The sequence below is a fragment of the Nonomuraea sp. WAC 01424 genome (genome assembly GCF_003947315.1).
GTDB classification, from domain to species: Bacteria; Actinomycetota; Actinomycetes; order Streptosporangiales; family Streptosporangiaceae; genus Nonomuraea; species Nonomuraea spiralis.
This window is the reverse complement of record NZ_QHHZ01000006.1, coordinates 246,794-268,971: the sequence shown is the minus strand read 5'-3', so window position 1 is coordinate 268,971 and position 22,178 is coordinate 246,794. Positions and strand designations below refer to the sequence as shown.

The window sequence follows — 22,178 nt, the reverse complement described above, 5'->3', positions numbered from 1 at the left end:
CGCAACCGTGATGTAGGGAGTGCCCGTTGCACGAGAAACTGTCGTCGATCTACGACAACGTCCTGCGCCGCAATCCTGGCGAGGTTGAGTTCCACCAGGCGGTGCGGGAGGTACTCGAGAGCATCGGCCCGGTTCTCGGCAAGCATCCCGAGTACGCCGAATCGAAGATCATCGAGCGGATCTGCGAGCCCGAGCGGCAGATCATCTTCCGGGTGCCGTGGCTGGACGACCAGGGCGAGGTGCAGATCAACCGGGGCTTCCGGGTGGAGTTCAACAGCGCGCTGGGGCCGTACAAGGGCGGGCTGCGGTTCCACCCGTCGGTCTACCTGGGCATCGTCAAGTTCCTCGGGTTCGAGCAGATCTTCAAGAACGGCCTGACGGGCCTGCCGATCGGCGGCGGCAAGGGCGGGTCGGACTTCGACCCCAAGGGCCGCTCCGACCGCGAGGTGATGAACTTCTGCCAGAGCTTCATGACCGAGCTCTACCGGCACATCGGCGAGTACACCGACGTCCCGGCCGGTGACATCGGCGTCGGCGGGCGCGAGATCGGCTACCTGTTCGGCCAGTACAAGCGCATCACCAACCGCTACGAATCCGGCGTCATCACCGGCAAGGGGCTCGTGTACGGCGGCGCCCAGGTACGCACCGAGGCCACCGGCTACGGGTGCACGTTCTTCGTCGACGAGATGCTCAAGGCGCGCGGCACGTCGTTCGACGGCAAGCGGGTCGTGGTGTCCGGCTCCGGCAACGTGGCCGTCTACACCGTCGAGAAGGTCCAGCAGCTCGGCGGCGTCGTGGTGGCCTGCTCCGACTCCTCCGGCTACGTGCTGGACGAGAAGGGCATCGACCTCGACCTGCTCAAGCAGATCAAGCAGGTCGAGCGCGGCCGTCTGGACGCGTACGCGGAGCGCCGGGGCGGCCACGCCGTCTTCGTGCCCGACCACAACGTGTGGGAGGTGCCCTGCGAGGTGGCGATGCCGTCCGCCACGCAGAACGAGATCACCGGGCGGGACGCCGCGTTCATGGTGGACAACGGTTGCATCGCGGTCGGCGAGGGGGCCAACATGCCGACCACTCCGGAGGGCATCAAGCTGTTCCTGGAGGCGGGCGTCGCGTTCGGGCCGGGCAAGGCGGCCAACGCGGGCGGCGTGGCGACCAGCGCGCTGGAGATGCAGCAGAACGCCAGCCGTGACTCGTGGACGTTCGACTTCTCCGAGCGCCGGCTTCAGGAGATCATGCAGGACATCCACGCCCGCTGCCTTCAGACCGCCGACGAGTACGGCATGCCGGGCAACTACGTGGCCGGCGCCAACGTCGACGGTTTCCGCCGCGTCGCCGACGCCATGCTGGCCCTGGGCCTGATCTAGGGGCTCCTGCCGGTGCCGCCGACGTCCTGATCGGGCCTCCCGGAGTTCGCCGTCGCCTCCCGTGGACGATCTCGGACCGCGATACTGGGGCAAGCAGGGATAAGCGGGGAGGGGCGGGGACGTGCCTGGCTGGGCGGAAGCGGGAGTGTGGGGCCTGGTCGCCGGGGGCGCGCTGATCCTGGGCGCGGGCATCGCCTGGCTGTTCCGGGTCCCGGCGCGGCTGATCGCGGCGATCATGGCGTTCGGCGCCGGCGTGCTGATCTCGGCGTTGTCGTTCGAACTCATGGACGAGGCCGAACGCACCGGCGGGCTCGCGCCCACGGCCGCCGGCTTCCTCGCGGGGGCCGGCGCCTACGTGGCCGCCAACGCCTGGCTGGCCCGCCACGGCGCCCGGCACCGCAAACGTTCGGGTGATCAGCAGCCAGGCGAGGGCGACGTACAGGGCAGCGGCGCCGCCATCGCCGTCGGCGCGCTGCTCGACGGCATCCCCGAGTCGGTGGTGCTCGGCCTCTCGCTGCTGCACGGCGGCGAGATCGGGATCGCCGTCGTGGCGGCGGTCTTCATCTCCAACGTGCCCGAGGGCCTGTCCAGCGCCGCCGGGATGAAACGGGCGGGCCGCAGCCTGTCCTACGTGCTGGGGGTCTGGGGCGGCATCGCCGTGGCCAGCGGCGTGGCCGCCGCGGTCGGCTACCTGACCCTGCGATCGGTCTCGCCGGCCGTCATCGCCGTCATCACGGCGGTAGCCGCGGGCGCCATCCTGGCCATGGTCGCGGACACGATGATCCCCGAGGCGTTCGAACGCGCGCACGTCCTCACCGGCCTGATCACCACTGTCGGCTTCCTGTCGGCCTTCGCCATCGACCGGCTGAGCACCTGACGGACCGGCGCCCCCGCGGCCGGGGGCGGACGGGCCGGTGCCGCATGCCGGGCCGATGGACGGGCCGTGCTGCACGCCGTGCGGGCGGGCGGGTCAGTGGTGCATGTCGTGGCGGCGGCGCGGGGCCTTGCCGTAGCCGAACACGCCCATCATGCCCTGCTCCTGGTGGTAGAGGTTGTGGCAGTGGAACATCCACTCGCCGGGGTTGTCGGCGTGCACGTCGATCTTCAGGCGCTTGCGCGGCATGACGTTCACGGTGTCCTTCCTCGGTCCGCGGCCGCCGCTCGTCAGCACCTGGAAGGTGTGGCCGTGCAGGTGCATGGGGTGCCACATATGGGTGTCGTTGTGCATGACGATCCTGATCGTCTCGCCCTGGTCGACCCGCAGCCGCATCGGGTCTTTGGCCAGGCGGCCGTTGAGGGTCCACTCGTTGCCGCCGACGCGCTGGCGCCAGCCGAGCGTGACGGTGACGGTCCTGGACGGCGGGGGGAGCCGCTGCGCCCTCAGCGACCGCAGGTCCTGATAGCTCAGCATCCGCCGCTGGAGCTCCGGGACCTGACCGTTCGGCGACGGCGTACGGGCGCCGGGCGCCGTACGCACCACCGCGAACGCCCTGCCGGCCTTGCCCTCCGCCATCGCCATCAGCGGGAACGCCCCCGCCTCCAGCGTCACGAGGAAGTCGTAGCGCTCGCCCATCCCGACCACGAACGTGTCCACGGTGACGGGCTCACAGGGGAACCCGTCGGCGTGGGTGACGGTCATGCGGTGGCCGCCGAGTGAGACCCGGAAGGCGGTGTCGGCGCCCGCGTTGATCACCCGGAACCTGACCCGGTCGCCGGGACTCGCGGTGAACGTCATGGGGTCGTCCGCGGTGCGGCCGTTGACCAGGTAGTACGGGTAGCGCACGTGGCCGGAGGTGCCGCCGAGGACATGGCTGGTGAGCGTCACGTCGTGCGGGGTGGTGTTCATCCGCCGCAGCGCGTCGTCGGCGCTGCCGTTGACGCCGTCCTGCCAGTCGTCGAGCATGACCGTGAACTCGTGGTCGTAGGAGTGCGGCTCGTCCGGGTCCTCCACGATGAGCGGGCCGTACAGGCCGCGGTCGCTCTGCATGCCCACGTGCGAGTGGTAGAAGTACGTGCCGGCGTCGGGGGCGGTGAACACGTAGTCGAACGTGTCGCCGGGCTGGGTGGCCCGCTGCGAGAAGCCGGGGGCGCCGTCCATGGCCGGGGCGATCCTGATGCCGTGCCAGTGAACGGTGGTCGCCTCGGGCAGGTCGTTGACGAGCCTGGCCCGTACGGTGCCGCCGGCCGTCGCCCGGATGGTCGGGCCGGGCAACAGGCCGTCGTAGGCCCAGGTCTGCAAGGCACGCCCGTCGAGGACCACGGTGCCGGGACTGGCCCGCAACACCCGGCCTCCCGGCGCCGCCGTGGCGCCCCCGCCCTCGGACGCCGCCGCGGCGACCGCGGGAACGCTGCCAATGGCGGCGAACATGCCGCTGACGAACAACCTGCGGGTCACGACCCCGCGCGAATCTTCCATAGTGGATCCCCCCGTCCACCTCGCAAAATAACGGAGAGTCGCCGGGAGAGCGCTGTGCCACGCTAGGCGGAGCGCCGCCTCGGTCTCAAGTCGTGACCACCGAGGCGTTTTCGCCCGCCTCTGGCCGGGCGCACGCGGCCCCGAACTCCGGGGACAACCGCCGGTTGTGGCCGGGCGACCTGCGGTTGTTTGATCGCCGGGCGTCGTACTCGCTTTGATGCCTCCGATCGCGGATCGGTCGTACGGGCGAGTGACGAGGAGCGGCGGACATGGGGAACGGGCACCGGTTGGGACGGCGGTTCGGATGGCTCTGGGGGGCGTACGGGACCAGCGCGCTCGGCACCTGGCTCGCCTTCGGCGCGTTCCCGCTGATCGCGGTCCAGGTGCTGCACGCCGGGCCGGCGGAGGTGGCGGCGTTGTCCTCGGTCGGGGCGGCGGTGGGCGCGGCCGTGGCGGTGCCGCTCGGCCCGTGGGTGGAGTTCCGCCGCAAGCGGCCGGTGCTGATCGCGACGGACCTGGCGCGGTTCGCTGCGCTGCTGACGATCCCCGCCGCGTTCGCGCTCGGCGTCCTGTCCTTCGCGCAGTTGCTGCTGGTCTCGGTCGTCGTCGCGGCGGCCGACATCACCTTCCGGGCCGCCTCGGGCGCGTACCTGAAGACGTTGTTGCCCGCTGAGGACCTGCTCGTCGCCAACGTCCGGTTCGAGTCCACGACCTGGACGACCACGATCATCGGCCCGCCGCTGGGCGGCGCCGCGATCGGGCTCCTCGGCCCGGTGGCGACGGTCACGGCCGACGCGGTCAGCTACCTGCTCTCGGCCCTGGGCATTCGCGCGATCGGCGGCGCGGAGCCGCGTCCGGAGCGCCCGAAGGCCGCGCGGATGCGTGCCGGGGACCTGCTCGACGGCTGGCGGTACATCCTCGCCGACGCGACGCTGCGCCCGCTGTTCTTCAACACCGCCCTGTTCAACGGCCTGGTGATGGCCATCGACGCGCTGCTGGCCGTCCTGATGCTCGGCGAGCTCGGGTTCGAGCCCTGGCAGTACGGCCTCGCCTTCGCCGTGCCGGCGATCGGCGGGCTGCTCGGCTCGCGGCTGGCCCGGCCGCTCGTCACCCGGTACGGGCAACACCAGGTCCTGGTCGCGGCCGGGGTGCTGCGCGTGCTCTGGCCGGTCGGCCTGGCCTTCGTGGGGCCGGGCGGCGGCGGGCTGCTGCTGGTGATGGCCGTCGAACTCGGGCTGATCTTCTGCTGCGCGGTCTTCAACCCCGTCCAGGCCACCTACCGCCTCCAGCGCACCCCCGACGAGCGGGTCGCCCGCACGCTGTCCGCCTGGGCGGTGACGACCAGGGCCTCGACCGCGCTGCTGACGGCCGCGTGGGGCGTGCTGGGCAGCCTGCTCGGGGCGCGTACGGCCATCGCCCTGGCCGGCGTGCTCCTGCTGGCGACCTCGCTGCTGCTCCCCCGCCGCGCGGCGGCGGCGTCCCCGGAAGTCCTCGTCACCCAAGGAACCCCTCAAGGAGAGAAATGACCGTCACCTCCCCCACGCTGGCCCCCCGGACGGCCGCCCTGCTCGTCCTGGACTGCCAGCCGGCGATCCTGGCCGCGCTCCCCTGCCCGGAGGCGCTGCTGTCGCGGGTGGCGGACGCCGTCGCCGTCATGCGGGCCCACGGCGGCACCGTCGCCTACGTACGCCTCGGGTTCACCGAAGCCGACTGGGCGGCGATCCCGCCGGCCAACAGGACCTTCTCCCTCCTCGGCGAGCGGCGCCTCCTGCACCACGCCGATCCGGCCACGGACGTCCACGACCGGCTCGCCCCCGAGCCCGGCGACATCGTCGTGCGCAAGACCCGCCGCGGCGCGCTGTCCACGACGGACCTGGACCGGCGGCTGCGCGATCGCGGGATCACCACGCTGGTCGTCGCCGGCCTCAGCACCAGCGGCGCCGTACTGTCCACCGTGGCCGACGCCGCCGACCGCGACTACCGGCTCCACGTGCTCTCCGACGGCGTCGCCGACCCGGACCCGCGGGTCCACGAGACCCTGATGACCGGCGTCCTCCCCGGGCTGGCCGACATCGTCGACACCGCGGGGCTGCGTTCGCTCCTGCACGAGAGCCGCCGGAGGTGAAAGCCATCGGGGTCCGCGGCGGAATAGGGGCATGAGAAACAGAATCACACCGGTCGCGGGGGCGGTGGCGGTGGCACTGTCCGCCCTGGCCGCGGCGGGCGACGACCTCCCCTCATCGTGACCGGCTCGCGTACGGCCGGGTTGCGCTCGGCCGCGACCGCGAGCGGCGCGCGGGTGACCCGCGAGCTCACCGTGGAGACCTCGTTCGACGACGGCGTCACCTGGCGGCCGGCCCCGGTCCGCGACGGCGCGGTCACGGTGCTCCACCCGGCCGCCGACGGGTACGTCTCGCTGCGCGCCAAGGCCGTGGACGCGGGCGGCGGCACGGTCGAGCAGACCGTGATCCGGGCGTACCGGATCGTGGCCGGGGCCTGAACGCGCGGCCGGATCGAATACCTATCCCCTGGATTGTCTTGTTGCCAGAAGTTGACAAGGACGGCGCGCGACGCGCGCGATCGCCCCCCGAGGACGATCTACTGCTCGTGGGATCCGGCGCTGGTCTAGACGGGAGAGAACGTATGGAGGGCGGCGAGACGCGAGGGTTGCTCTCCCCGATCCTGCTTCTCCTGATCTGGAACCGGCCGGGCCACGGCTACGACCTGATCGACCGGCTGGCGGACCTGGGCGTGGCCGCGGTGGAGCCCGGCCATGTGTACCGGCTGCTGCGCGGCCTCGAACGGGACCAGTTCCTGGTCTCCTCGTGGATCACCTCACGGGCGGGCCCGCCGCGCCGCAAGTACGAGATCACCGCCTCGGGCCTGAGCGACCTGAAGGCGTCCATGATCCGGCTGCGGCACCTGGGGCGTGTCCTGGACACCTGCGTGGCCCTGTGGGAGGAGCCCCGGCCGCCGGACGCGGGCCCGTCCCGTTCCCGTGTCGTCTCATGGCAAGGAGACAGTGGATGACACCTGTGTCGTCGGCGTTCGACCGGCGGGTCGCCCCTGGCGGCGCGCTCGCCGAGGAGGCCGCCCGGATCGCCCTGGTCTGCCGGGCCATGGCGCTGCGGTTCGCGGACGGCGGCCGGCTGCTCGTCTTCGGCGACGGCGGCGGCTCGGCGGACGCGCAGCACGTGGCCGTGGAGTTCGTCCATCCGGTCGTCGTCGGGAAGAGGGCCCTGCCGGCCCTCTCCCTGTCCCATGACGCCGCGCACCTGACCGCCGTCGCCGGGAGCCTCGGGTTCGAGGAGGTGTACGCGGCCCAGGTGCGGTTGCTCGCCACCGAGAAGGACATCGCGCTCGGGTTCTCCTCCGGTGGCCGCCGCGCGGCGGTGGCGCGCGGCCTGGGGGCGGCCCGCGAACGCGGCCTGCTCACGATCGCCCTGGTCGGAGAAGCCGAGGGCGAAGGCGGGGGCGGGCCGGTCGCGGACCACGTCCTGGCCGCCCGGTCCGGCGATCCGCTCGTGGTGCGGGAGATCCACATGACGGTCTACCACCTGCTGTGGGAGCTGGTGCACGTCTTCCTCGACCAGCCGGAGGCGGCCCGATGACGACCGACCCGATGACCGATCCGACGACCGACCCGACGACCGATCCGACGGCCGACCCGACGGCCGACCCGACGGCCGATCCGCGGGACCGGGTCTGCGTGACGTGCTCGGACCTCGCCCTGCCCATGCGCGTCGTGGAGCTGCTCCCCGACGGGATGGCGATCGCGGAGGGCGAGGCCGGTCCGGAGGAGATCAGCGTGGCCCTGGTCGACGCCGGGCCGGGCGACGTCGTCCTGGTGCACGCCGGCGAGGCCATCGCGGTGGGAGGAGGATGCGGATGAGCACCACAGAAGGGGCCGGAGTCGAGGCCCTCTACCCGTTCCTGTACGTCCGGCCCACCGACCCGGACGCCCTGCTGGAGGAGGTGCGCCGGTCCTGCGTGGCCAAGGCGCGGGAGATCGTCTCCCTGCGGGAGGAGGTCGCCGCCCGGCACGGCGAGGACCTTTCGCGGTGCGCGGCGCGGATGGCCGCGGCGTTCGCGTCCGGCGGCAGGCTGTTCGCCTTCGGCAACGGCGGCAGCGCCACGGACGCGCAGGCGCTCGCCCAGCTCTTCGCCCATCCCGCGCGCGGCCGGGCCCATCCCGCGACCTGCCTGTCGGCGGACATGGCCGTCGTCACCGCGCTTTCCAACGACGTCGGGTACGACCTGGCCCTCGCCCGCCAGGTCGCCGCGTTCGCCCGGCCCGGCGACGTCGTCGTGGGCCTGTCGACGAGCGGCGGCTCGGCGAACGTGCTGAACGCCCTGCGGGAGGCGCGGCGCCGCCGCGCCCTGACCGTCGGCGTGGCCGGCGGCGACGGGGGACGTATGGCGGCGGACGACGCCGCCGACCACCTGTTCGTCGTGCCGTCGTCGTCGGTGCACCGGATCCAGGAGGCGCAGACCACCCTCTGCCACGTGTTGTGGGAGCTGGTGCAGGAGGCGCCGGCCGGTGACGGCTGAGGGGCACGGCCGGATCCGGGTCAGGGTCGAGGGCCTGGTCCAGGGCGTCGGATTCCGCCCGTTCGTCAGCACGCTCGCCGGGACGCACGATCTGACCGGGTTCGTGGGCAACGATCCGGAGGGCGTGTTCATCGAGGCCCAGGGCGAGCCGTCGGCGCTGCGGGCCTTCGTCGCCGACCTGGAACGGCGGGCGCCGCCGCTGGCGCTGGTCGAGCGCATCACCGTGACAGACGCAGAGGCCATCGCGGGGACCGTCGCGGAGGTCGTCGCGGGGACCGTCGCGGAGGTCGTCGCGGGGACCGGGTTCCGGATCGTGTCCAGCCGGGGTGAGGGCGTCCGCCAGGTGTTCGTGCCGCCCGACACGCCACCGTGCGAGTCCTGCGCGGCCGAGACGATCGACCCGGCGGCGCGCCGGCACGGCTACGCGTTCACCAACTGCACGGCCTGCGGGCCGCGGTTCACCATCATCACGGACCTGCCCTACGACCGGCGCAACACCACGATGGCCGGGTTCGGCATGTGCCCGCGCTGCTCGCGGGAGTACCTCGACCCGGCCGACCGGCGTTTCCACGCGCAGCCGGTGTGCTGCCCCGCGTGCGGGCCGTCGCTGCGGCTGCTCGGCGCCGACGGCCGCCCCGCGCCGGGCGTCCCGGTCGGGACGGCGGCGCTCTGGCTGGCGCAGGGCAGGATCCTGGCGGTCAAGGGCGTGGGCGGGTTCCACCTCGCGGCCGTGGCCGGCGACGAACAGGCGGTGAGCACCCTGCGTGCCCGCAAGCACCGGGAGGGCAAGCCGTTCGCGGTGCTCGCCGCCGACCTGGCCGCGGCCCGCGAGCTGGTCCTGCTCACTCCGGGCGCGGAGGACGTGCTGGCTGGGCCGCGGCGGCCCGTCGTCCTGCTGCCGCGCCGTCCCGGGGGCCCGGTCGCGGCCTCGGTGGCGCCGGGCAACCGCGAGCTGGGCGTGTTGCTGCCGCCGACGCCGCTGCACCTCCTCCTCGCCGTACGGCTGGGCGTTCCCGCCGTCCTGACCAGCGGGAACCGGTCGGACGAGCCGATCGCGCACCGGGACGAGGACGCCCTGGAACGGCTGTCCGGCCTCGCCGACGGTTTCCTCACCCACGACCGGCCCATCCACGTCCGCGCCGACGACTCGGTGGTGCGCGTGTTCCGCGGCCGGGAGCTGCCCGTCCGCCGTTCGCGCGGATACGTGCCCGTTCCCCTGCTCCTGCGACGGCCGCCGGCCCGGCACGTGCTCGCCTGCGGCGGCGAGCTGAAGAACACCTTCTGCCTGGTCAAGGGCCGGCACGCGATCCTGTCGCAGCACATCGGCGACCTGGAGGGCTACGAGACGCTGCGGTCGTACACGGAGGGGATCGGCCATCTGAGCCGGCTGTTCGGCGTCCGGCCCCGGCTCGTCGCCCACGATCCGCACCCGGAGTACCTGTCCACCAAGTACGCGTTCGGCCTCGACGACGTCGATCTCGTCGGCGTGCAGCACCACCACGCCCACATCGCCTCCTGCCTGGCCGACAACGGCGAGGAGGGCCCGGTGATCGGCGTCGCCCTGGACGGGCTCGGCCTGGGCGACGACGGCACACTCTGGGGCGGGGAACTGCTGGTCGCCGGCCTGCGGGGCTTCGAGCGGGCGGGCCACCTGGAGGCGCTGCCCATGCCCGGCGGGGCGGCGGCCGTACGGCAGCCGTGGCGCATGGGCGTGGCCTACCTCGACGCGATCTACGGCGACGCGCCCCCTGACCTGCCCTTCGTCCGGCGGCATCGGGAACGCTGGGCGGCCGTGGCGGCGCTGGCCCGCACCGGCACGAACGCGCCGCTCACGTCGAGCGCGGGCCGGCTGTTCGACGCGGTGGCCGCGATCGCCGGGCTGCGTGACCGCGTCTCTTTCGAGGGCCAGGCCGCGATCGAGCTGGAGCAACTGGCCGACCCGGACGAGCGGGGCGGTTATCCGGCGGCGCTGACGTCCGGGCGGGAGCTGGTGCTCTCCGGCGCCGACCTGGTCCGCGGGGCGGTGGAGGACCTGCTCGCGGGCACCGCCGGGCCGCTGGTCTCCGCGCGCTTCCACAACGGGCTCGCCCGGGTGCTGGTACGGGCGGTGCTGGCGGTGCGCGAGCGGACCGGTCTACGGGACGCGGCGCTGTCCGGCGGCGTCTTCCAGAACGTCGTCCTGCTGGAGCGGGTGGTGTCGGGCCTGGAGGCGGCGGGCCTGCGGGTGCTCGTCCACTCCCGGGTCCCGCCCAACGACGGCGGCCTCAGCCTGGGACAGGCCGCGGTCGCCGCCGCCCTCGACGCGGACGGGTGAGCGCGTCTCAGCAGATGCGCGGCAGCGGGTCGCCGACGAGCATGTCGACGATCCGGGTGCCGCCGAACGCGGTGTCGAGCAGCACGAGGCCGGGCGGTTCGGCGCGTACCCGGCCGACGACGGCGGCGTCCGCGCCGAGGGGGTGCGCGCGCAGCGCGTCCAGCGCCCTGTCGGCCTGCTCGCCGTCGACCACGGCGACGAACCGGCCCTCGCAGGCGACGTACAGGGGGTCGATGCCGAGCAGTTCGCAGGCGCCGTTCACCACCGGGCGGACCGGCACCGCCCGTTCCTCCAGCACGATGCCGAGCCGCGCGGACCTGGCCAGCTCGTTGAGCACGGTGGCCACCCCGCCGCGGGTGGCGTCCCGCAGCACCCGCACGCCGGGGACGGCGTCGAGCAGCGCGGCGACGACCTCGTTCAGCGGCGCGGTGTCGGAGGCCAGGTCGGCCTGGATGTCCAGCTCGCCGCGGGCGATCATGATGGTGACGCCGTGCTCGCCGATGGGCCCGGAGACGATGACCGCGTCGCCCGGCCGGATCGCCGACGGCGTCAGCTCGCTCTCCCGTTCCAGGACGCCCACACCGGCGGTGGTGACGTAGCAGCCGTCGGCCTTGCCGCGTTCGACGACCTTGGTGTCCCCCGTGACCACCCGGACCCCGGCCCGTTCCGCCGCGGCGGCCATCGAGGCGGCGATCCGCCGCAGGTCGGCGATGGGGAACCCCTCCTCCAGGATGAAACCGGCCGACAGGTACAGCGGCCGGGCCCCGCACACGGCCAGGTCGTTGACCGTGCCGTTGACGGCGAGGTCCCCGATGTCGCCGCCGGGGAAGAACAGCGGGAACACCACGAAGGAGTCGGTGCTGAAGGCCAGCCGCGAGCCGCTGACGGTGAGCACGGCGCCGTCGCCGAGCGGCTCCAGGATCGGGTTGCGGAACGCCTCGACGAACACCGCCTCGACCAGCGTGTGCGAGGCGCTCCCGCCCGCGCCGTGGGCCAGCGTGACGCGCTCCTCCCTGACCCGGGCCTTGCGCCCGCGGGCCCGCTCGATGCGCAGCAGCACCTCCTCCTCGCGGGAGGCCGGCCCGGCCGGCTGCCCGGCTTCGCGGACGGCCTGCTCGGCCCATCCCGCGGTACGTTCGGTGGTCATGCCGTGGTCGCCTCCTTGGCCCGCCCGCGGGTGAAGCGGCCGAAGTTGTAGTACGCGGCGCAGGCGCCCTCGGAGGACACCATGCACGTGCCGATCGGCGTCTCCGGCGTGCACGCGGTCCCGAAGACCTTGCACTCCCACGGCTTGAGCACGCCCTTCAGCACCTCGCCGCACTGGCACGCCTTCGGGTCGGCCACCCGTACGCCCGGCACCTGGAAGATCCGCTCGGCGTCGTGGGCCGCGTACTCGTCGCGCAGGCGCAGCGCGGAGTGGGAGATGAAGCCGAGCCCGCGCCACTCGAAGTACGGGCGCAGTTCCATCACCCGGCCGATGGCCTCCAGCGCCCGGCCGTTGCCCTCCCACGGCACCACCCGCGTGTACTGGTTCTCCACCTCCGCCCGCCCCTCGGCGAGCTGGCGCAGCAGCATGAGGATCGACTGCAGCACGTCCAGCGGCTCGAACCCGCAGCAGACCAGCGGCTTGCCGTGCTCCTCGGCGATGAACCCGTACGGCCGGCAGCCGATGACGGTGGAGACGTGGCCGGGGCCGATGAAGCCGTCCAGCCGGAGGTCCGGCGAGTCCAGGATCGCCTTGATCGCCGGGATGATCATCACGTGGTTGCAGAAGACGGAGAAGTTGCCGAGCTCCTCGGCCGCGGCGCGCAGGACGGTCATCGCCGTGGACGGCGCGGTCGTCTCGAAGCCGATCGCCATGAAGACGACTCTGCGGCCGGGGTTCTGGCGGGCGATCTTCAGGGCGTCCAGCGGGGAGTACACCATGCGGATGTCCGCGCCGGCGGCCTTGGCGTCCAGGAAGGAGCCGTCGCCTCCGGGGACCCGCATCATGTCGCCGAACGAGGTCATGATCACGTCCGGTTCGCGGGCGATCGCGATCGCGTCGTCGATCCGTCCCATGGGGATCACGCAGACCGGGCAGCCGGGACCGTGCACGAGGTTCACGTTCGGCGGCAGGTAGTCCTCGACGCCGTGCTTGTAGATCGTGTGCGTGTGGCCGCCGCACACCTCCATGAAGGTGTAGCGGCGGCCGGGCTCGCACAGCTCCTCGATGCGCCGGGCCAGGGCCTGTGCCTTCTGGGCGTCGCGGTACTCGTCGACGAAGCGCATGCCGGCGCCTTTCACGTGATGTCGGATTCGGCGAGCGCCTGCAGCTCGTCGGTGTAGGCGGGGCCGAGCCCGTTCAGCAGCGCGAGCGTGGCCGCGGCCTCGGCCTCGTCGATCCGCGACATCGCGAAGCCCACGTGGACGAGGACCCAGTCACCGGGCCGGACCGGGCCGTCGAGCAGTCCGACGCTGATCGCGCGCCGGACGCCGGCGACCTCGACGGTGGCCAGGTCGGACCGGTCCGGCAGGAGTTCGACGATCTCTCCAGGGATACCTAGGCACATCGGCTCGGGGTCACATCTTTCTGATCTTGAGGTAGCGCTTCAGTGATGGGAGCTCCTCCCAGAACATCTTCAGGAGCACCACGCCGGCCAGCCCGGCCAGCAGTGTCACGACGGGTCGCCGCATGTCGTCTTCCCCTTCTCAGCCGGGCGGGAGGTTGGGCATGACCGGCAGGATCGGGTTGTGCTTCTTGGGGCTGATCCCGGTCGAGCGCCGGGCGTCGGCGGTGCCGTCCCGGTGGTGTCCCGGCCGGCGCCTGCGCGCTCCGGGGTCGTTGCCCTGTCTGACGCCCTTGACGTGCGCGGACACGTCCGGCGCGACGTCGGGCTTGCCCACCTTGATGTGTGCCATGTGGCGGGTCCTACCCCGGCCGGCTCCGAGTGTCGTCGAGCTGGGCGAAATACTGCTCGATCTTTGCCCATACCTGATCGCCGCCGGACAGACCGCTCCATTCACGTCGTACCAGGGCCACCAGGCGATAGCAGTCGTCGATGGGCACCACCCAGCACTCAGTGGCCCCCCGTACGCCGTTGACCAGCAGCGCCTCCACCATGGGCCGCATCGTCCGCAGCGGCCCGGCGCGGCCGGCGATGGCCTGCCAGGCCGGGCCGTCCAGCTCCCAGCGGGTGGCGCCCAGCGGGCTCGGGTAGTGGGCGGTGGCCGAGCCGTCCGGCCTGGTGACGAAGAACGCCAGGCTCACGGGCACGCCGAGGTCGGCCGGCCGCAGCCCGGTGAGCCGCTGCAGCCGGTCGGGCACCTGGAGGAAGTTGCCGTCGCTCTCTGGCGTGAACAGCAGCGCGCACGCCCGGCACGCGCACATCACCTCCGCCGAGCGCGCGTCCACGACGTGCGCGTGCTCGCCCTGGACGGGCGCCTCGCACAGTTCGCAGCGCTCGCCGTCCTCCCGGCGGCCCGCCGTACGCCTGAGCAGGCGGCCGTACGCGGTCGTGCTCACACCGGGCCGCCTGGCCGGGTCAGCAGGGCCTCGGCGGGGACGAAGGCGGGCGGCGCCGCCCGGCTCACCTCGACCGTGCCCAGCTCCGGCGCGACCGCGCGTACCGCCTGCTCGACCGCCTGCCGTACCGGCTCCGAGCCCGACGAGCAGCCGCCCGTCAGCCGCACCCGCGCGACGTCGGCCGTCACCTCGGCCAGCCGCGCCTCGACGCCGTGGGTGCGCAGGACCGAGGCGAGCCCGTCGAGCGCGCGCTCGACCCGCCGCCGGAGCGGTTCCGGGTGGATGTCGTGCAGGACCAGCAGGTGGCCGAGCAGCTCGTCGTCGGCGAGCGCCGCGGCGACGGCGGTGCCCGCCGGGGCCCGGTCCATGACCCGGGACAGGGCCTCGCCGTACACCTCGGCCAGGATGGCGACGGCGTCGAGCGCCGCCTCCGCCGACGGGCCGGGCATGCCCTCCAGCCGCCCGAGGGTCTCCTCCAGCCGTTCCAGCAGCCGGGCCACGGCCTGGTCGTCGAGGCGGCCCCGCTCAGCCGTCCTGTCTTCCACTGCGTCCCGCTCAGCCATGGCTCGCGCCGAACATCGGGGAGTGCAGCTTCTTCACGGTGCGTCCCTTTCCGACGTACATGTGCACGCCGCAGGGCAGGCAGGGGTCGAAGCTGCGCACCGCGCGCATGATGTCCACGCCCTTGAAGTCGTCCGGCCCGTTCTCCTCGAAGATGGGCATGTCCTGGACGGCGTCCTCGTACGGCCCCGGCGTGCCGAAGCTGTCGCGCGGGCTGCCGTTCCACGGCGTGGGCGGGTACGGGTGATAGTTGGCGATCTTGCCGTCCCGGATGACCATGTGATGGGAGAGCACGCCGCGCACCGCCTCGTGGAAACCGACGCCGATCGCCTCGTCCGGCACCGTGAAGTCGGTGAACACCCGGGTGTCGCCGGCGTGCATGCGCTGCATCGCCTGCTCGATGAAGAACACCGCCATCGCCGCCGCGTAGGCGACGAAGTACACCCGGGCCCGGTTCCGTTCGAGGGCGTTCGACCAGGGCGGGATGCGCCATTCGAGGGTCGTCTCCGGGAGCTCCGGGCCCTTCGGCAACGAGATCTGCACGCTGGAGCCGGTCGCCTTCACGTACGGGGTGTCCACGATGCCCGACAGGGCGGTGACGTACAGCCGGGCGAAGGCGCCGCCGCCGGTGTCGAGGGCCAGGTGGTCGCCGGTGCGCTGATCGAGCCACCGGGGGCTCATCACCCAGCTGTAGTTGCCGTCGAAGTCGCGTTTCTGCGGCGCGGGCAGGGTCGTCTGGTTCCACGGGTGGCGGATGTCGACGGGGTTGCCGAGCGGGTCGTGCGTGACGAACGGCTCCTCGCCCGTCCAGTCGTCGTAGTACGAGCTGCCGAGCAGGATGCGGATGCCGAGGTTGATGTCGACGAGGTTGTTGGTGACCAGTTCGCCGTCCACCACGATGCCCGGGGTGACGTACATCGCCTTGCCCCAGTCGTTCATCGTCTCGTAGCGGTAGTCGACCACGCCGGGGTCCTGGAAGGCGCCCCAGCAGCCCAGCAGGATCCTGCGGCGGCCGACCTCCTCGTACCCGGGCAGCGCCTCGTAGAAGAAGTCGAACACGTCGTTGTTCAGCGCGACGGCCTTCTTGACGAAGTCCACGACGCCGAGCAGCCGCGACAGGTAATCGGTGAACAGGGTCGGCTCCGGCATCGTGCCGACCCCGCCGGGATAGACGGTCGAGGGGTGTACGTGCCGGCCCTCCATCAGGCAGAACATCTCCCGGGTGACGCGGCTGACCCGCAGCGCCTCCTTGTAGATGTCACCCTCGAACGGGTTGAACGCCTCCATGATGTCGGCGATCGTGCGCTTGCCGTGGATCGCCGCCCCCGGCGCCTCGGTGGTCCTGGCCCGCCGCAGCAGCGACGGGTTGGTGTCCTTGACCATCGCCTCGCAGAAGTCCACGAAGACCAGGTTGTCCTGGAAGATCGTGTGGTCGAACATGTACTCGGCGGCCTCGCCGAGATTGATGATCCACTCGGCCATGGGCGGCGTCTTGATGCCGTACGCCATGTTCTGGGCGTACACCGAGCAGGTGGTGTGGTTGTCGCCGCAGATGCCGCAGATCCGGCTGGTGATGAAGCCCGCGTCCCTGGGGTCCTTGCCCTTCATGAACACCGAGTAGCCGCGGAACAGCGAGGACGTGCTGTGGCACTCGGCGACCCGCCGGTTGGCGAAGTCGATCTTCGTGTAGACGCCCAGGTTGCCGATGATCCGCGTGATGGGATCCCACGACTTTTCGACGAGCTGACCCGGTTGTCCCCGCCCGGGGGCTTCCTGCTCGGAGATGGCCATGTGCTGGTGAGTCCTCTCTGGCGTGGCGGGCCCTTACGGGCGCCACCGCGGATCGAAGCCGCTTGTCAGCGCGTCACGGTTGTGCCGCCATCTGGGCTCGGTGTTCGCGGTGTGGTTGGTGATGCCGCGCATGCGGCGGATGAACGCCCCGTAGGGCTTGATCAACATCGAGGACAGGCTGCCGCCCGGCGGCATGTCCATGAACGGCATGAACTTGTCGGGGAACCCGGGCATCGTGCACCCGATGCAGATGCCGCCGACGTTCGGGCAGCCCCCCACGCCGTTCATCCAGCCGCGTTTCGGCACGTTGCAGTTGACGACGGGCCCCCAGCAGCCGACCTTGACCTGGCACTTGGGCGAGTTGTAGTCGCCGGCGAAGTCGGCCTGCTCGTAGTAGGCGGCCCGGTCGCACCCCTCGTGCACGGTCTTGCCGAACAACCACTGGGGACGCAGCAGCGCGTCCAGCGGCGGCGGCGGCGCGGACCCGGCCGCGTGGAAGAGCACCCAGGTGAGGGTCTCCATGAAGTTCTCCGGCTGGACGGGACAACCCGGCACGTTGACGATGGGCAGCCCGCCGGCCGACCGGAAGTCCCAGCCCAGGTAGTCGGCCAGGCCCATGCAGCCGGTCGGGTTGCCCGCCATGGCGTGGATGCCGCCGTAGGTGGCGCAGGTGCCGATCGCGACGACCGCCCAGGCCCTGGGCGCGAGCTGGTCGATCCAGGTGTTGACGGTCATCGGCTCGCCCGTCTCCGGGTCGTTGCCGAACGACGTCCAGTAGCCGTCCCCGTTGATGCGCTCGTTGGGGACCGATCCCTCCATGACGAAGATGAACGGCTCCAGCTCGCCGCGCGCCGCGGCCCGGAACGGGGCCAGGAAGTCCTCACCGCCCACCGTCGGCGACAGGACCTTGTTGTGCAGGTGCACCTTCGGCAGCCCGGGGACGAGCCCGTTGACGACGTCCTCGATCGCCGGCTGGGACGCGGCCGTCACGGAGACGGTGTCGCCGTCGCAGCTCATGCCCTCCGAGATCCACAGGATGTGCATCTCGTCGAATCCGCTCGTGTGCTCGCCCATGTCGCCTCTCTCCTTCGCGTCGGCGGCCTGTTCCCCCGTCCGGTCCGTCAGGTGGTCCCGGCGGCCGGCTCGAACGTGATCGACTCCACCACGACGCTCTCCTCCGTGACGCTCTCCACGTCCAGCCCGCCGCAGCCGCGGCAGGCGAGGAGGTCCGTGGCGGCGCGCGCCTCCTGCTCGGCGCCGCAGCCCGCGCAGCGCACCCGGAGCGGTTCGGCGACGAGTTCGACGCTCGCGTCCTGCACCACGGTGCCCGCGGCGGCCATGCGGAATCCCAGGTCGATGACCTGCTGGTCCACCGGGTGCCCGCCGACGCGGACGCGCAGCGCGTTCACCCGGCGGCCGCCGGCCCGTCCCAGCGCGGCCTCCACGATCGCGTCGCACAACCCCAGTTCATGCATCGGTGGTCTCCTTCTCGGCCGTTCCGGCCGCCTCCTGCCAGGCCAGCTCCGCGACCAGGCGGACGGCCTCGTCCACCGCGGCGGCCACCGGCTCGGACAGCCCCATCACCTCGTCCAGGACCGCGGGCCGGCAGCCCACGACCAGCACCCGTTCGACGCCGCCGCCGAGATGGCTCAGCAGCCTGAGCACGGCGTCCGGGTGCAGCCCGTGCCCGTCGATCGCGGCGGCGTCCCCCGCCGGTCCGTCCGCGGCCTCGATGACGGCCAGCGTGCCCGGCGGCCCGTCGATCGGTACGGCGTCGACCATGATCAACGTGTCGTAGCGGCCGTCCAGGAGCTCGTAGGCGAGGTGCACGCCGCGGATGCCGTAGTCGGCGACGTCGGCCGTGGCGGGCATCGCCGTCCCGGTCAGGCGTCTGACCACCTCGACGCCGAAGCCGTCGTCGCCCAGGAACACGTTCCCGATCCCGGCGACCAGGACGTTCCGCGCGGCACTCATGACGCCTCCAGCGGTTCGATCTCGTCCGGCGTGAAGTAGCGGTAGCGGCCGTACCAGCGGTGCAGGTCGGCGCCCGGGTCGTCCTCGACGGTGACGGCCAGGTGCAGGGTGTCGTCCACGTCCAGCAGGACGTCCTCGACCAGGCCGGTACGGCCGGTGAGGAACATGTCCTGGGGATCGGTGCCGGTCAGCCTCGGCCGGAGCCTGACCCGGCTGCCCTTCGACACCTCCACGCCGGCGACCGTCACGCTGCCGGGTCCCGCCGACGGGCGGGCGGCGCGGATCGTGCCGTGCAACCTGGACAACGCGGCGGGCGGCATGGACTCGACCCGGTCGATGATCTCCGCGGCCCGCGGGTCGGTGGCCCTGGCCTCGCGCTTCTCGGCGTCGGTGAGCGTGAGGGTGCGCAGCGACAGGATCTCGTCGATCTCCGTGGCGTCGTGCAGGTCGCCGGGGCTCTCGGGGGCCACCCGCGGGTGGTCGTACAGGATGATCGGGGAGGAGAGGACCACGTCCCGGCTGCCCGGCTCGCCGGCCAGCACGGGGAAGGCGCCCTCGTTGACGCAGTCGCGCGCCGCCGCCTCGGCCCACCGAGGTGGGTCGAGCAGCGAGACGAACGCGCCGCCGCGCACGGCGAGCAGGGTGTGACAGCTGAGCAGCGAGGCGCGCAGCGCCTCCTCGCGGGTGGCGTCGGCGGGGGTGGACGGGTCGTCGTTCTCGATGCGGCACCGCAGGCGCAGGAGCGGGAAGGGCGTCTCGCACGGCGTGGCCGAGACGACGGCCGTCGCCCGGAGCGCCGCGCGCTCGATCAGCACCTGCCCGCCGGGCAGCGGCTCGCGCTCCTCCCCCGCCGGCACGGTGACGGCGACACGCTTCTCGCCGGCGAGAAGTTCGGCGGCGCTCGTGCGTACGTCGAACTCGCGCGGGACGGCCTCGTCGAAGCTCAGCTCCAGCCGCGGGCCGTCCTGGAGGGAGTCGACCGGGCTCAGGGTGCCGTCGTCGGCGCGGCGCAACACCTGCCGCCGCTGCTGGTGCAGGAAGCGGATCCGCAACTCGATCGCGGTCTCGCCGGCCGGTTCGAGCAGGCATTCCGTCTGCTGACGCCACGACTCGGCCGAGCCCGCCACGCCCGCGCCGTTGAGCCCCCTGACCTGCGCCCATACCGGCGGGACCAGCACGCCGAACTGCCACCTGACCCGGTTCTTCCCGGACGAGCGGCGGTAGGGGTACAGCAGGTACCCCTCGTAGAGGATCGCGTCGGCGATCGCGCGAACGGCGTCGAAACTGTCATCCGGGCCCACATCGACCGGTATAGCAACACATGGACACGTAGAGTAAGTAACTTCGCACAGTATGTGCAGAACTCACCTACCGACGTGGGCGCGGCGGGACATTCTTCCGCCGGGTACGTGATCTGATACAGAGGGTGACCGAAGGAGCGAGCGATGGGCGCGAGAACGGCGTGGGTCTGCGCACTGCTGGCGACGTTCATCGCGGTGGGCCCGCCGGCGGGCGGCACCGAGCCGCCCCCTGAGCCGTCCGCGGACCCCGTCACGCGGCCGGCTGCCCCGTTCGGGGTGTTCCTCGCCTCCGACGGGCGCGGCCCGTCCCTGTTGCCCGCGTTCGAGTCGTGGCTGGGGGCGGAGGTCCGGGTGGGGCGGACGTACGTGCCCGGCGAGGCGTGGCAGGCCCTGGGCGGGCCCGACTTCATCCTGCAACCCTGGTTGCGCTGGCGGGCGGCCAAGCCGTCGCGCATGCTCGTGGTCAACGTGCCGATGATCGTGCCGAACGAGGGCGGCCTCCCGGACGAGGCCGTGTCGGCGCTGCTGAGGGCGGGCGCGGACGGCGCGTTCGATCCGTATTTCGACAGGCTGGCGAGGGTGCTGGTGTCCGGGCGCGCGCCGGACACGGTGATCGTCCCCGGCTGGGAGATGAACGGCATCGTCTACTCCAGCCGCTGCTCGGCCGATCCGGAGGCGTGGAAGGCGTACTGGAGGCGGATCGTCACCGTGATGCGGGCGGTGCCGGGACAGCGCTTCCGCTTCGACTTCACCCCCAGCCGGGGGCCGGACGCCATCGGCTGGACCGACTGCTACCCGGGCGACGACGTGGTCGACATCATCGGCATGGACAGCTACGACCAGAGCCCCGGCCACGAGTTCGCCGACTACGTCGCCCAGCCGTTCGGCCTGGGGGCGCAGGCCGACTTCGCGACCGAGCACCACAAGCAGATCTCCTTCCCCGAATGGGGTCTGTTCCGGTACGGGGACCGGCCGGAGTTCGTCCGCGACATGATCGGCTGGATAGCGCAGCACGACGTGGCCTATCACTCGATCGTGGACTACTGCCCGCACGGCGTCTGGCAGTGCCCGGCCAACCCTAAGTCGTCGCAGGTCTTCAAGGAGCTCATGCGCGACCCGGGCTTCCAGCCCGGCGCGACACCCCCGCCGACGACCCCGCCCATCGCCCCGCCGAGCGCCCCACCGGCCCCTGCGCCGCCCGCGCCGCCGCCCGTGTCCCTGCCCACGAGCCCTCAGCCCGGCCCGGCCGTCACCTCCGTGGCGGTGGCGTCCGCGGGGTGAGGCGGGCGGGCCAGGCGGAGCGTGTGCGCGGCCAGCCGGTCGAGAGTGCTCGCCAGGTCGAACTCGGCCGCGCGCGACCGGGCCGCCCGCTCCTCCGCGTGCCGCAGGGACGGGACGGTCAGCCGGTCCAGGACGGCCGCGGCCAGCGCCGCCGGATCCTCCGGCCCGACGAGCGCCCCGGTGTCCGGGGTGACCACCTCCACGAGCCCCGGCACGGCCGCGGCCACCACGGACCGGCCGGTGGCCATGGCCTCCAGCGCGGTCAGCGGCAACCCCTCCCAGCGGGAGGGCAGCGCGACCAGGTCGGCGGCGGCGTACCAGGGCCGGGGATCGGCGCTCGCCCCGGGCATGAGGACATCGGGCGGCGCGGCGGAGCGTACGTGGTCGAAGTCGTCCCCGTCGCCGACGAGCGCGAGCCGGGCGTCCGGAAGCCGCGCGGCGACCTGCCGCCAGCTGTCCACCAGCAGGTCCTGGCCCTTCTGCCGGGTGATCCGGCCGACGCAGACCACCAGCGGCCCCCCGGTGTCCAGGCCCAGGGCGCGGCGGGCGGCCTCGCGCCGGTCCTGGCCGGCGGGCGGGAAGCGGGTCAGGTCGACGCCGTTGCGTACGACGGTCAGCGGGCCGCGCAGACCGGCGTCCTCGGCCTGCCGGGCCTCTCCGGTGCCGACGCAGACCACCAGGTGGGCCCATCGGGCGGCGGCGCGTTCCCATGCCGCCGTCGCGGCGGCGAGCGGGCCGCGGCAGGCCAGCCAGGACCAGCCGTGCGGCTGGAACACCGTCGGCACACGGCCGCGCAGCGCCACCCGGCCGGCCAGCCCGGCCTTGGAGGAGTGCAGATGCACCACGTCAGGACGGAACCGGCGGACGATCCGGCTCAGCGCGACGACGGCCGCCAGGTCGGCCGGACGCGGCGCCCGTACGGCGGGCCAGGGCAGATGCGGCAACCCGAGTGCGGCCAGCCGCTCGCCGAGCCGTCCCCCGGGCGGCGCGGCGACGGCGACCGCCCACCCGCGCCGGCTCTGGTCGGCGCAGACACTCTCCACGCAGACCGCGACACCACCGTCGGTGGGCTGCGTGACGTGGAGCACGCGGGGCGCGACACCGCCGTCAGTGGGCT

Annotated in this window: 25 protein-coding genes; 11 read left to right on the top strand and 14 right to left on the bottom strand. The window is 72.7% G+C overall.

Annotated features, from left to right (window positions below; translation table 11 throughout):
* Positions 1–26: 26 nt before the first annotated feature.
* Both gdhA and DMB42_RS18615 read left to right on the top strand, forming a co-directional pair.
* Positions 27–1,367 (top strand): NADP-specific glutamate dehydrogenase, encoded by a 1,341-nt coding sequence (gene gdhA / locus DMB42_RS18620; protein WP_125636201.1) that lies wholly within the window; start codon positions 27–29, stop codon positions 1,365–1,367.
* Between the two features lie 121 nt (positions 1,368–1,488).
* On the top strand, positions 1,489–2,244 hold the full coding sequence (locus tag DMB42_RS18615; protein WP_125636199.1) for a ZIP family metal transporter: 756 nt from the start codon (positions 1,489–1,491) through the stop codon (positions 2,242–2,244).
* A 93-nt stretch (positions 2,245–2,337) separates the two neighbouring features.
* On the opposite strand, the gene DMB42_RS18610 is transcribed toward DMB42_RS18615, so the two are convergent.
* Entirely contained in the window at positions 2,338–3,783 is a 1,446-nt protein-coding gene (locus tag DMB42_RS18610) for a multicopper oxidase family protein (protein ID WP_125636198.1), read from the bottom strand.
* 269 nt (positions 3,784–4,052) lie between these two features.
* Between DMB42_RS18610 and DMB42_RS18605 the strand changes: the two genes are divergently transcribed.
* From DMB42_RS18605 to hypF, 8 genes are all read left to right on the top strand, one after another.
* Positions 4,053–5,309 carry an MFS transporter gene (locus DMB42_RS18605; RefSeq protein ID WP_125636196.1) on the top strand — a complete coding sequence of 419 codons (1,257 nt, stop codon included), beginning with the start codon at positions 4,053–4,055 and terminating at the stop codon, positions 5,307–5,309.
* Positions 5,306–5,908, top strand: a complete 603-nt coding sequence (locus DMB42_RS18600) for a cysteine hydrolase family protein (RefSeq protein WP_125636194.1) — start codon at positions 5,306–5,308, stop codon at positions 5,906–5,908. The genes DMB42_RS18605 and DMB42_RS18600 overlap by 4 nt, the downstream gene beginning before the upstream one ends.
* Positions 5,909–6,025: 117 nt before the next feature.
* Entirely contained in the window at positions 6,026–6,283 is a 258-nt protein-coding gene (locus DMB42_RS18595; RefSeq protein ID WP_125636193.1) for a hypothetical protein, read from the top strand.
* A gap of 143 nt (positions 6,284–6,426) precedes the next feature.
* Positions 6,427–6,813, top strand: coding sequence for a helix-turn-helix transcriptional regulator (locus DMB42_RS18590; protein ID WP_125636191.1), 387 nt, complete (start codon positions 6,427–6,429; stop codon positions 6,811–6,813).
* A complete protein-coding gene (locus DMB42_RS18585; RefSeq protein ID WP_221762229.1) occupies positions 6,810–7,394 on the top strand; it encodes an SIS domain-containing protein in 585 nt (194 codons plus the stop codon). The genes DMB42_RS18590 and DMB42_RS18585 overlap by 4 nt, the downstream gene beginning before the upstream one ends.
* Entirely contained in the window at positions 7,391–7,675 is a 285-nt protein-coding gene (locus tag DMB42_RS18580; RefSeq protein ID WP_125636187.1) for a HypC/HybG/HupF family hydrogenase formation chaperone, read from the top strand. Before DMB42_RS18585 ends, DMB42_RS18580 begins: the two co-directional genes overlap by 4 nt.
* Positions 7,672–8,334, top strand: a complete 663-nt coding sequence (locus DMB42_RS18575) for an SIS domain-containing protein (protein ID WP_125636186.1) — start codon at positions 7,672–7,674, stop codon at positions 8,332–8,334. The genes DMB42_RS18580 and DMB42_RS18575 overlap by 4 nt, the downstream gene beginning before the upstream one ends.
* Positions 8,324–10,648 (top strand): carbamoyltransferase HypF, encoded by a 2,325-nt coding sequence (gene hypF / locus DMB42_RS18570; protein WP_221762228.1) that lies wholly within the window; start codon positions 8,324–8,326, stop codon positions 10,646–10,648. Before DMB42_RS18575 ends, hypF begins: the two co-directional genes overlap by 11 nt.
* A gap of 7 nt (positions 10,649–10,655) precedes the next feature.
* Here hypF and hypE read toward each other — a convergent pair whose 3' ends face one another.
* Genes hypE through DMB42_RS18515 form a run of 12 tightly spaced genes read right to left on the bottom strand, consistent with a single transcriptional unit; the run spans position 10,656 to position 19,780 of the window.
* Positions 10,656–11,795, bottom strand: a complete 1,140-nt coding sequence (gene hypE / locus DMB42_RS18565) for a hydrogenase expression/formation protein HypE (RefSeq protein WP_125636184.1) — start codon at positions 11,793–11,795, stop codon at positions 10,656–10,658.
* Positions 11,792–12,919 carry a hydrogenase formation protein HypD gene (gene hypD, locus DMB42_RS18560; protein ID WP_125636182.1) on the bottom strand — a complete coding sequence of 376 codons (1,128 nt, stop codon included), beginning with the start codon at positions 12,917–12,919 and terminating at the stop codon, positions 11,792–11,794. The genes hypE and hypD overlap by 4 nt, the downstream gene beginning before the upstream one ends.
* Positions 12,920–12,930: 11 nt before the next feature.
* Positions 12,931–13,200: a HypC/HybG/HupF family hydrogenase formation chaperone gene (locus DMB42_RS18555; RefSeq protein ID WP_125636180.1), complete on the bottom strand. Its 270-nt coding sequence runs from the start codon at positions 13,198–13,200 to the stop codon at positions 12,931–12,933.
* 10 nt (positions 13,201–13,210) lie between these two features.
* The gene (locus DMB42_RS56365) at positions 13,211–13,324 is read right to left on the bottom strand and encodes a DUF6893 family small protein (RefSeq protein ID WP_379478604.1); all 114 of its coding nucleotides are present in this window, start codon (positions 13,322–13,324) and stop codon (positions 13,211–13,213) included.
* Positions 13,325–13,339: 15 nt separating this feature from the next.
* A complete protein-coding gene (locus tag DMB42_RS18550; RefSeq protein ID WP_125636179.1) occupies positions 13,340–13,549 on the bottom strand; it encodes a hypothetical protein in 210 nt (69 codons plus the stop codon).
* A gap of 10 nt (positions 13,550–13,559) precedes the next feature.
* Positions 13,560–14,153: a DUF5947 family protein gene (locus tag DMB42_RS18545; protein WP_125636177.1), complete on the bottom strand. Its 594-nt coding sequence runs from the start codon at positions 14,151–14,153 to the stop codon at positions 13,560–13,562.
* Complete coding sequence (locus tag DMB42_RS18540) at positions 14,150–14,698, bottom strand: NifU family protein (RefSeq protein ID WP_221762227.1); 549 nt, start codon at positions 14,696–14,698, stop codon at positions 14,150–14,152. The genes DMB42_RS18545 and DMB42_RS18540 overlap by 4 nt, the downstream gene beginning before the upstream one ends.
* Positions 14,699–14,708: 10 nt before the next feature.
* Complete coding sequence (locus DMB42_RS18535; protein WP_125636174.1) at positions 14,709–16,505, bottom strand: nickel-dependent hydrogenase large subunit; 1,797 nt, start codon at positions 16,503–16,505, stop codon at positions 14,709–14,711.
* A 33-nt stretch (positions 16,506–16,538) separates the two neighbouring features.
* Complete coding sequence (locus DMB42_RS18530) at positions 16,539–17,579, bottom strand: hydrogenase expression protein HypE (RefSeq protein WP_125636172.1); 1,041 nt, start codon at positions 17,577–17,579, stop codon at positions 16,539–16,541.
* A 47-nt stretch (positions 17,580–17,626) separates the two neighbouring features.
* Positions 17,627–17,980: a hydrogenase maturation nickel metallochaperone HypA gene (locus DMB42_RS18525; protein WP_125636170.1), complete on the bottom strand. Its 354-nt coding sequence runs from the start codon at positions 17,978–17,980 to the stop codon at positions 17,627–17,629.
* A complete protein-coding gene (locus DMB42_RS18520) occupies positions 17,973–18,479 on the bottom strand; it encodes a hydrogenase maturation protease (RefSeq protein WP_125636169.1) in 507 nt (168 codons plus the stop codon). The genes DMB42_RS18525 and DMB42_RS18520 overlap by 8 nt, the downstream gene beginning before the upstream one ends.
* Positions 18,476–19,780 (bottom strand): hypothetical protein, encoded by a 1,305-nt coding sequence (locus DMB42_RS18515; RefSeq protein WP_260477767.1) that lies wholly within the window; start codon positions 19,778–19,780, stop codon positions 18,476–18,478. Before DMB42_RS18515 ends, DMB42_RS18520 begins: the two co-directional genes overlap by 4 nt.
* A gap of 144 nt (positions 19,781–19,924) precedes the next feature.
* On the opposite strand from DMB42_RS18515, the gene DMB42_RS55995 reads away from it, so the two are divergent.
* Positions 19,925–21,061, top strand: a complete 1,137-nt coding sequence (locus tag DMB42_RS55995) for a glycoside hydrolase family 26 protein (protein ID WP_125636165.1) — start codon at positions 19,925–19,927, stop codon at positions 21,059–21,061.
* Here DMB42_RS55995 and DMB42_RS18505 read toward each other — a convergent pair.
* Entirely contained in the window at positions 21,013–22,149 is a 1,137-nt protein-coding gene (locus tag DMB42_RS18505; protein ID WP_185844730.1) for a glycosyltransferase, read from the bottom strand. The two genes, DMB42_RS55995 and DMB42_RS18505, sit on opposite strands and share 49 nt — an antisense overlap.
* Positions 22,150–22,178: the final 29 nt, after the last annotated feature.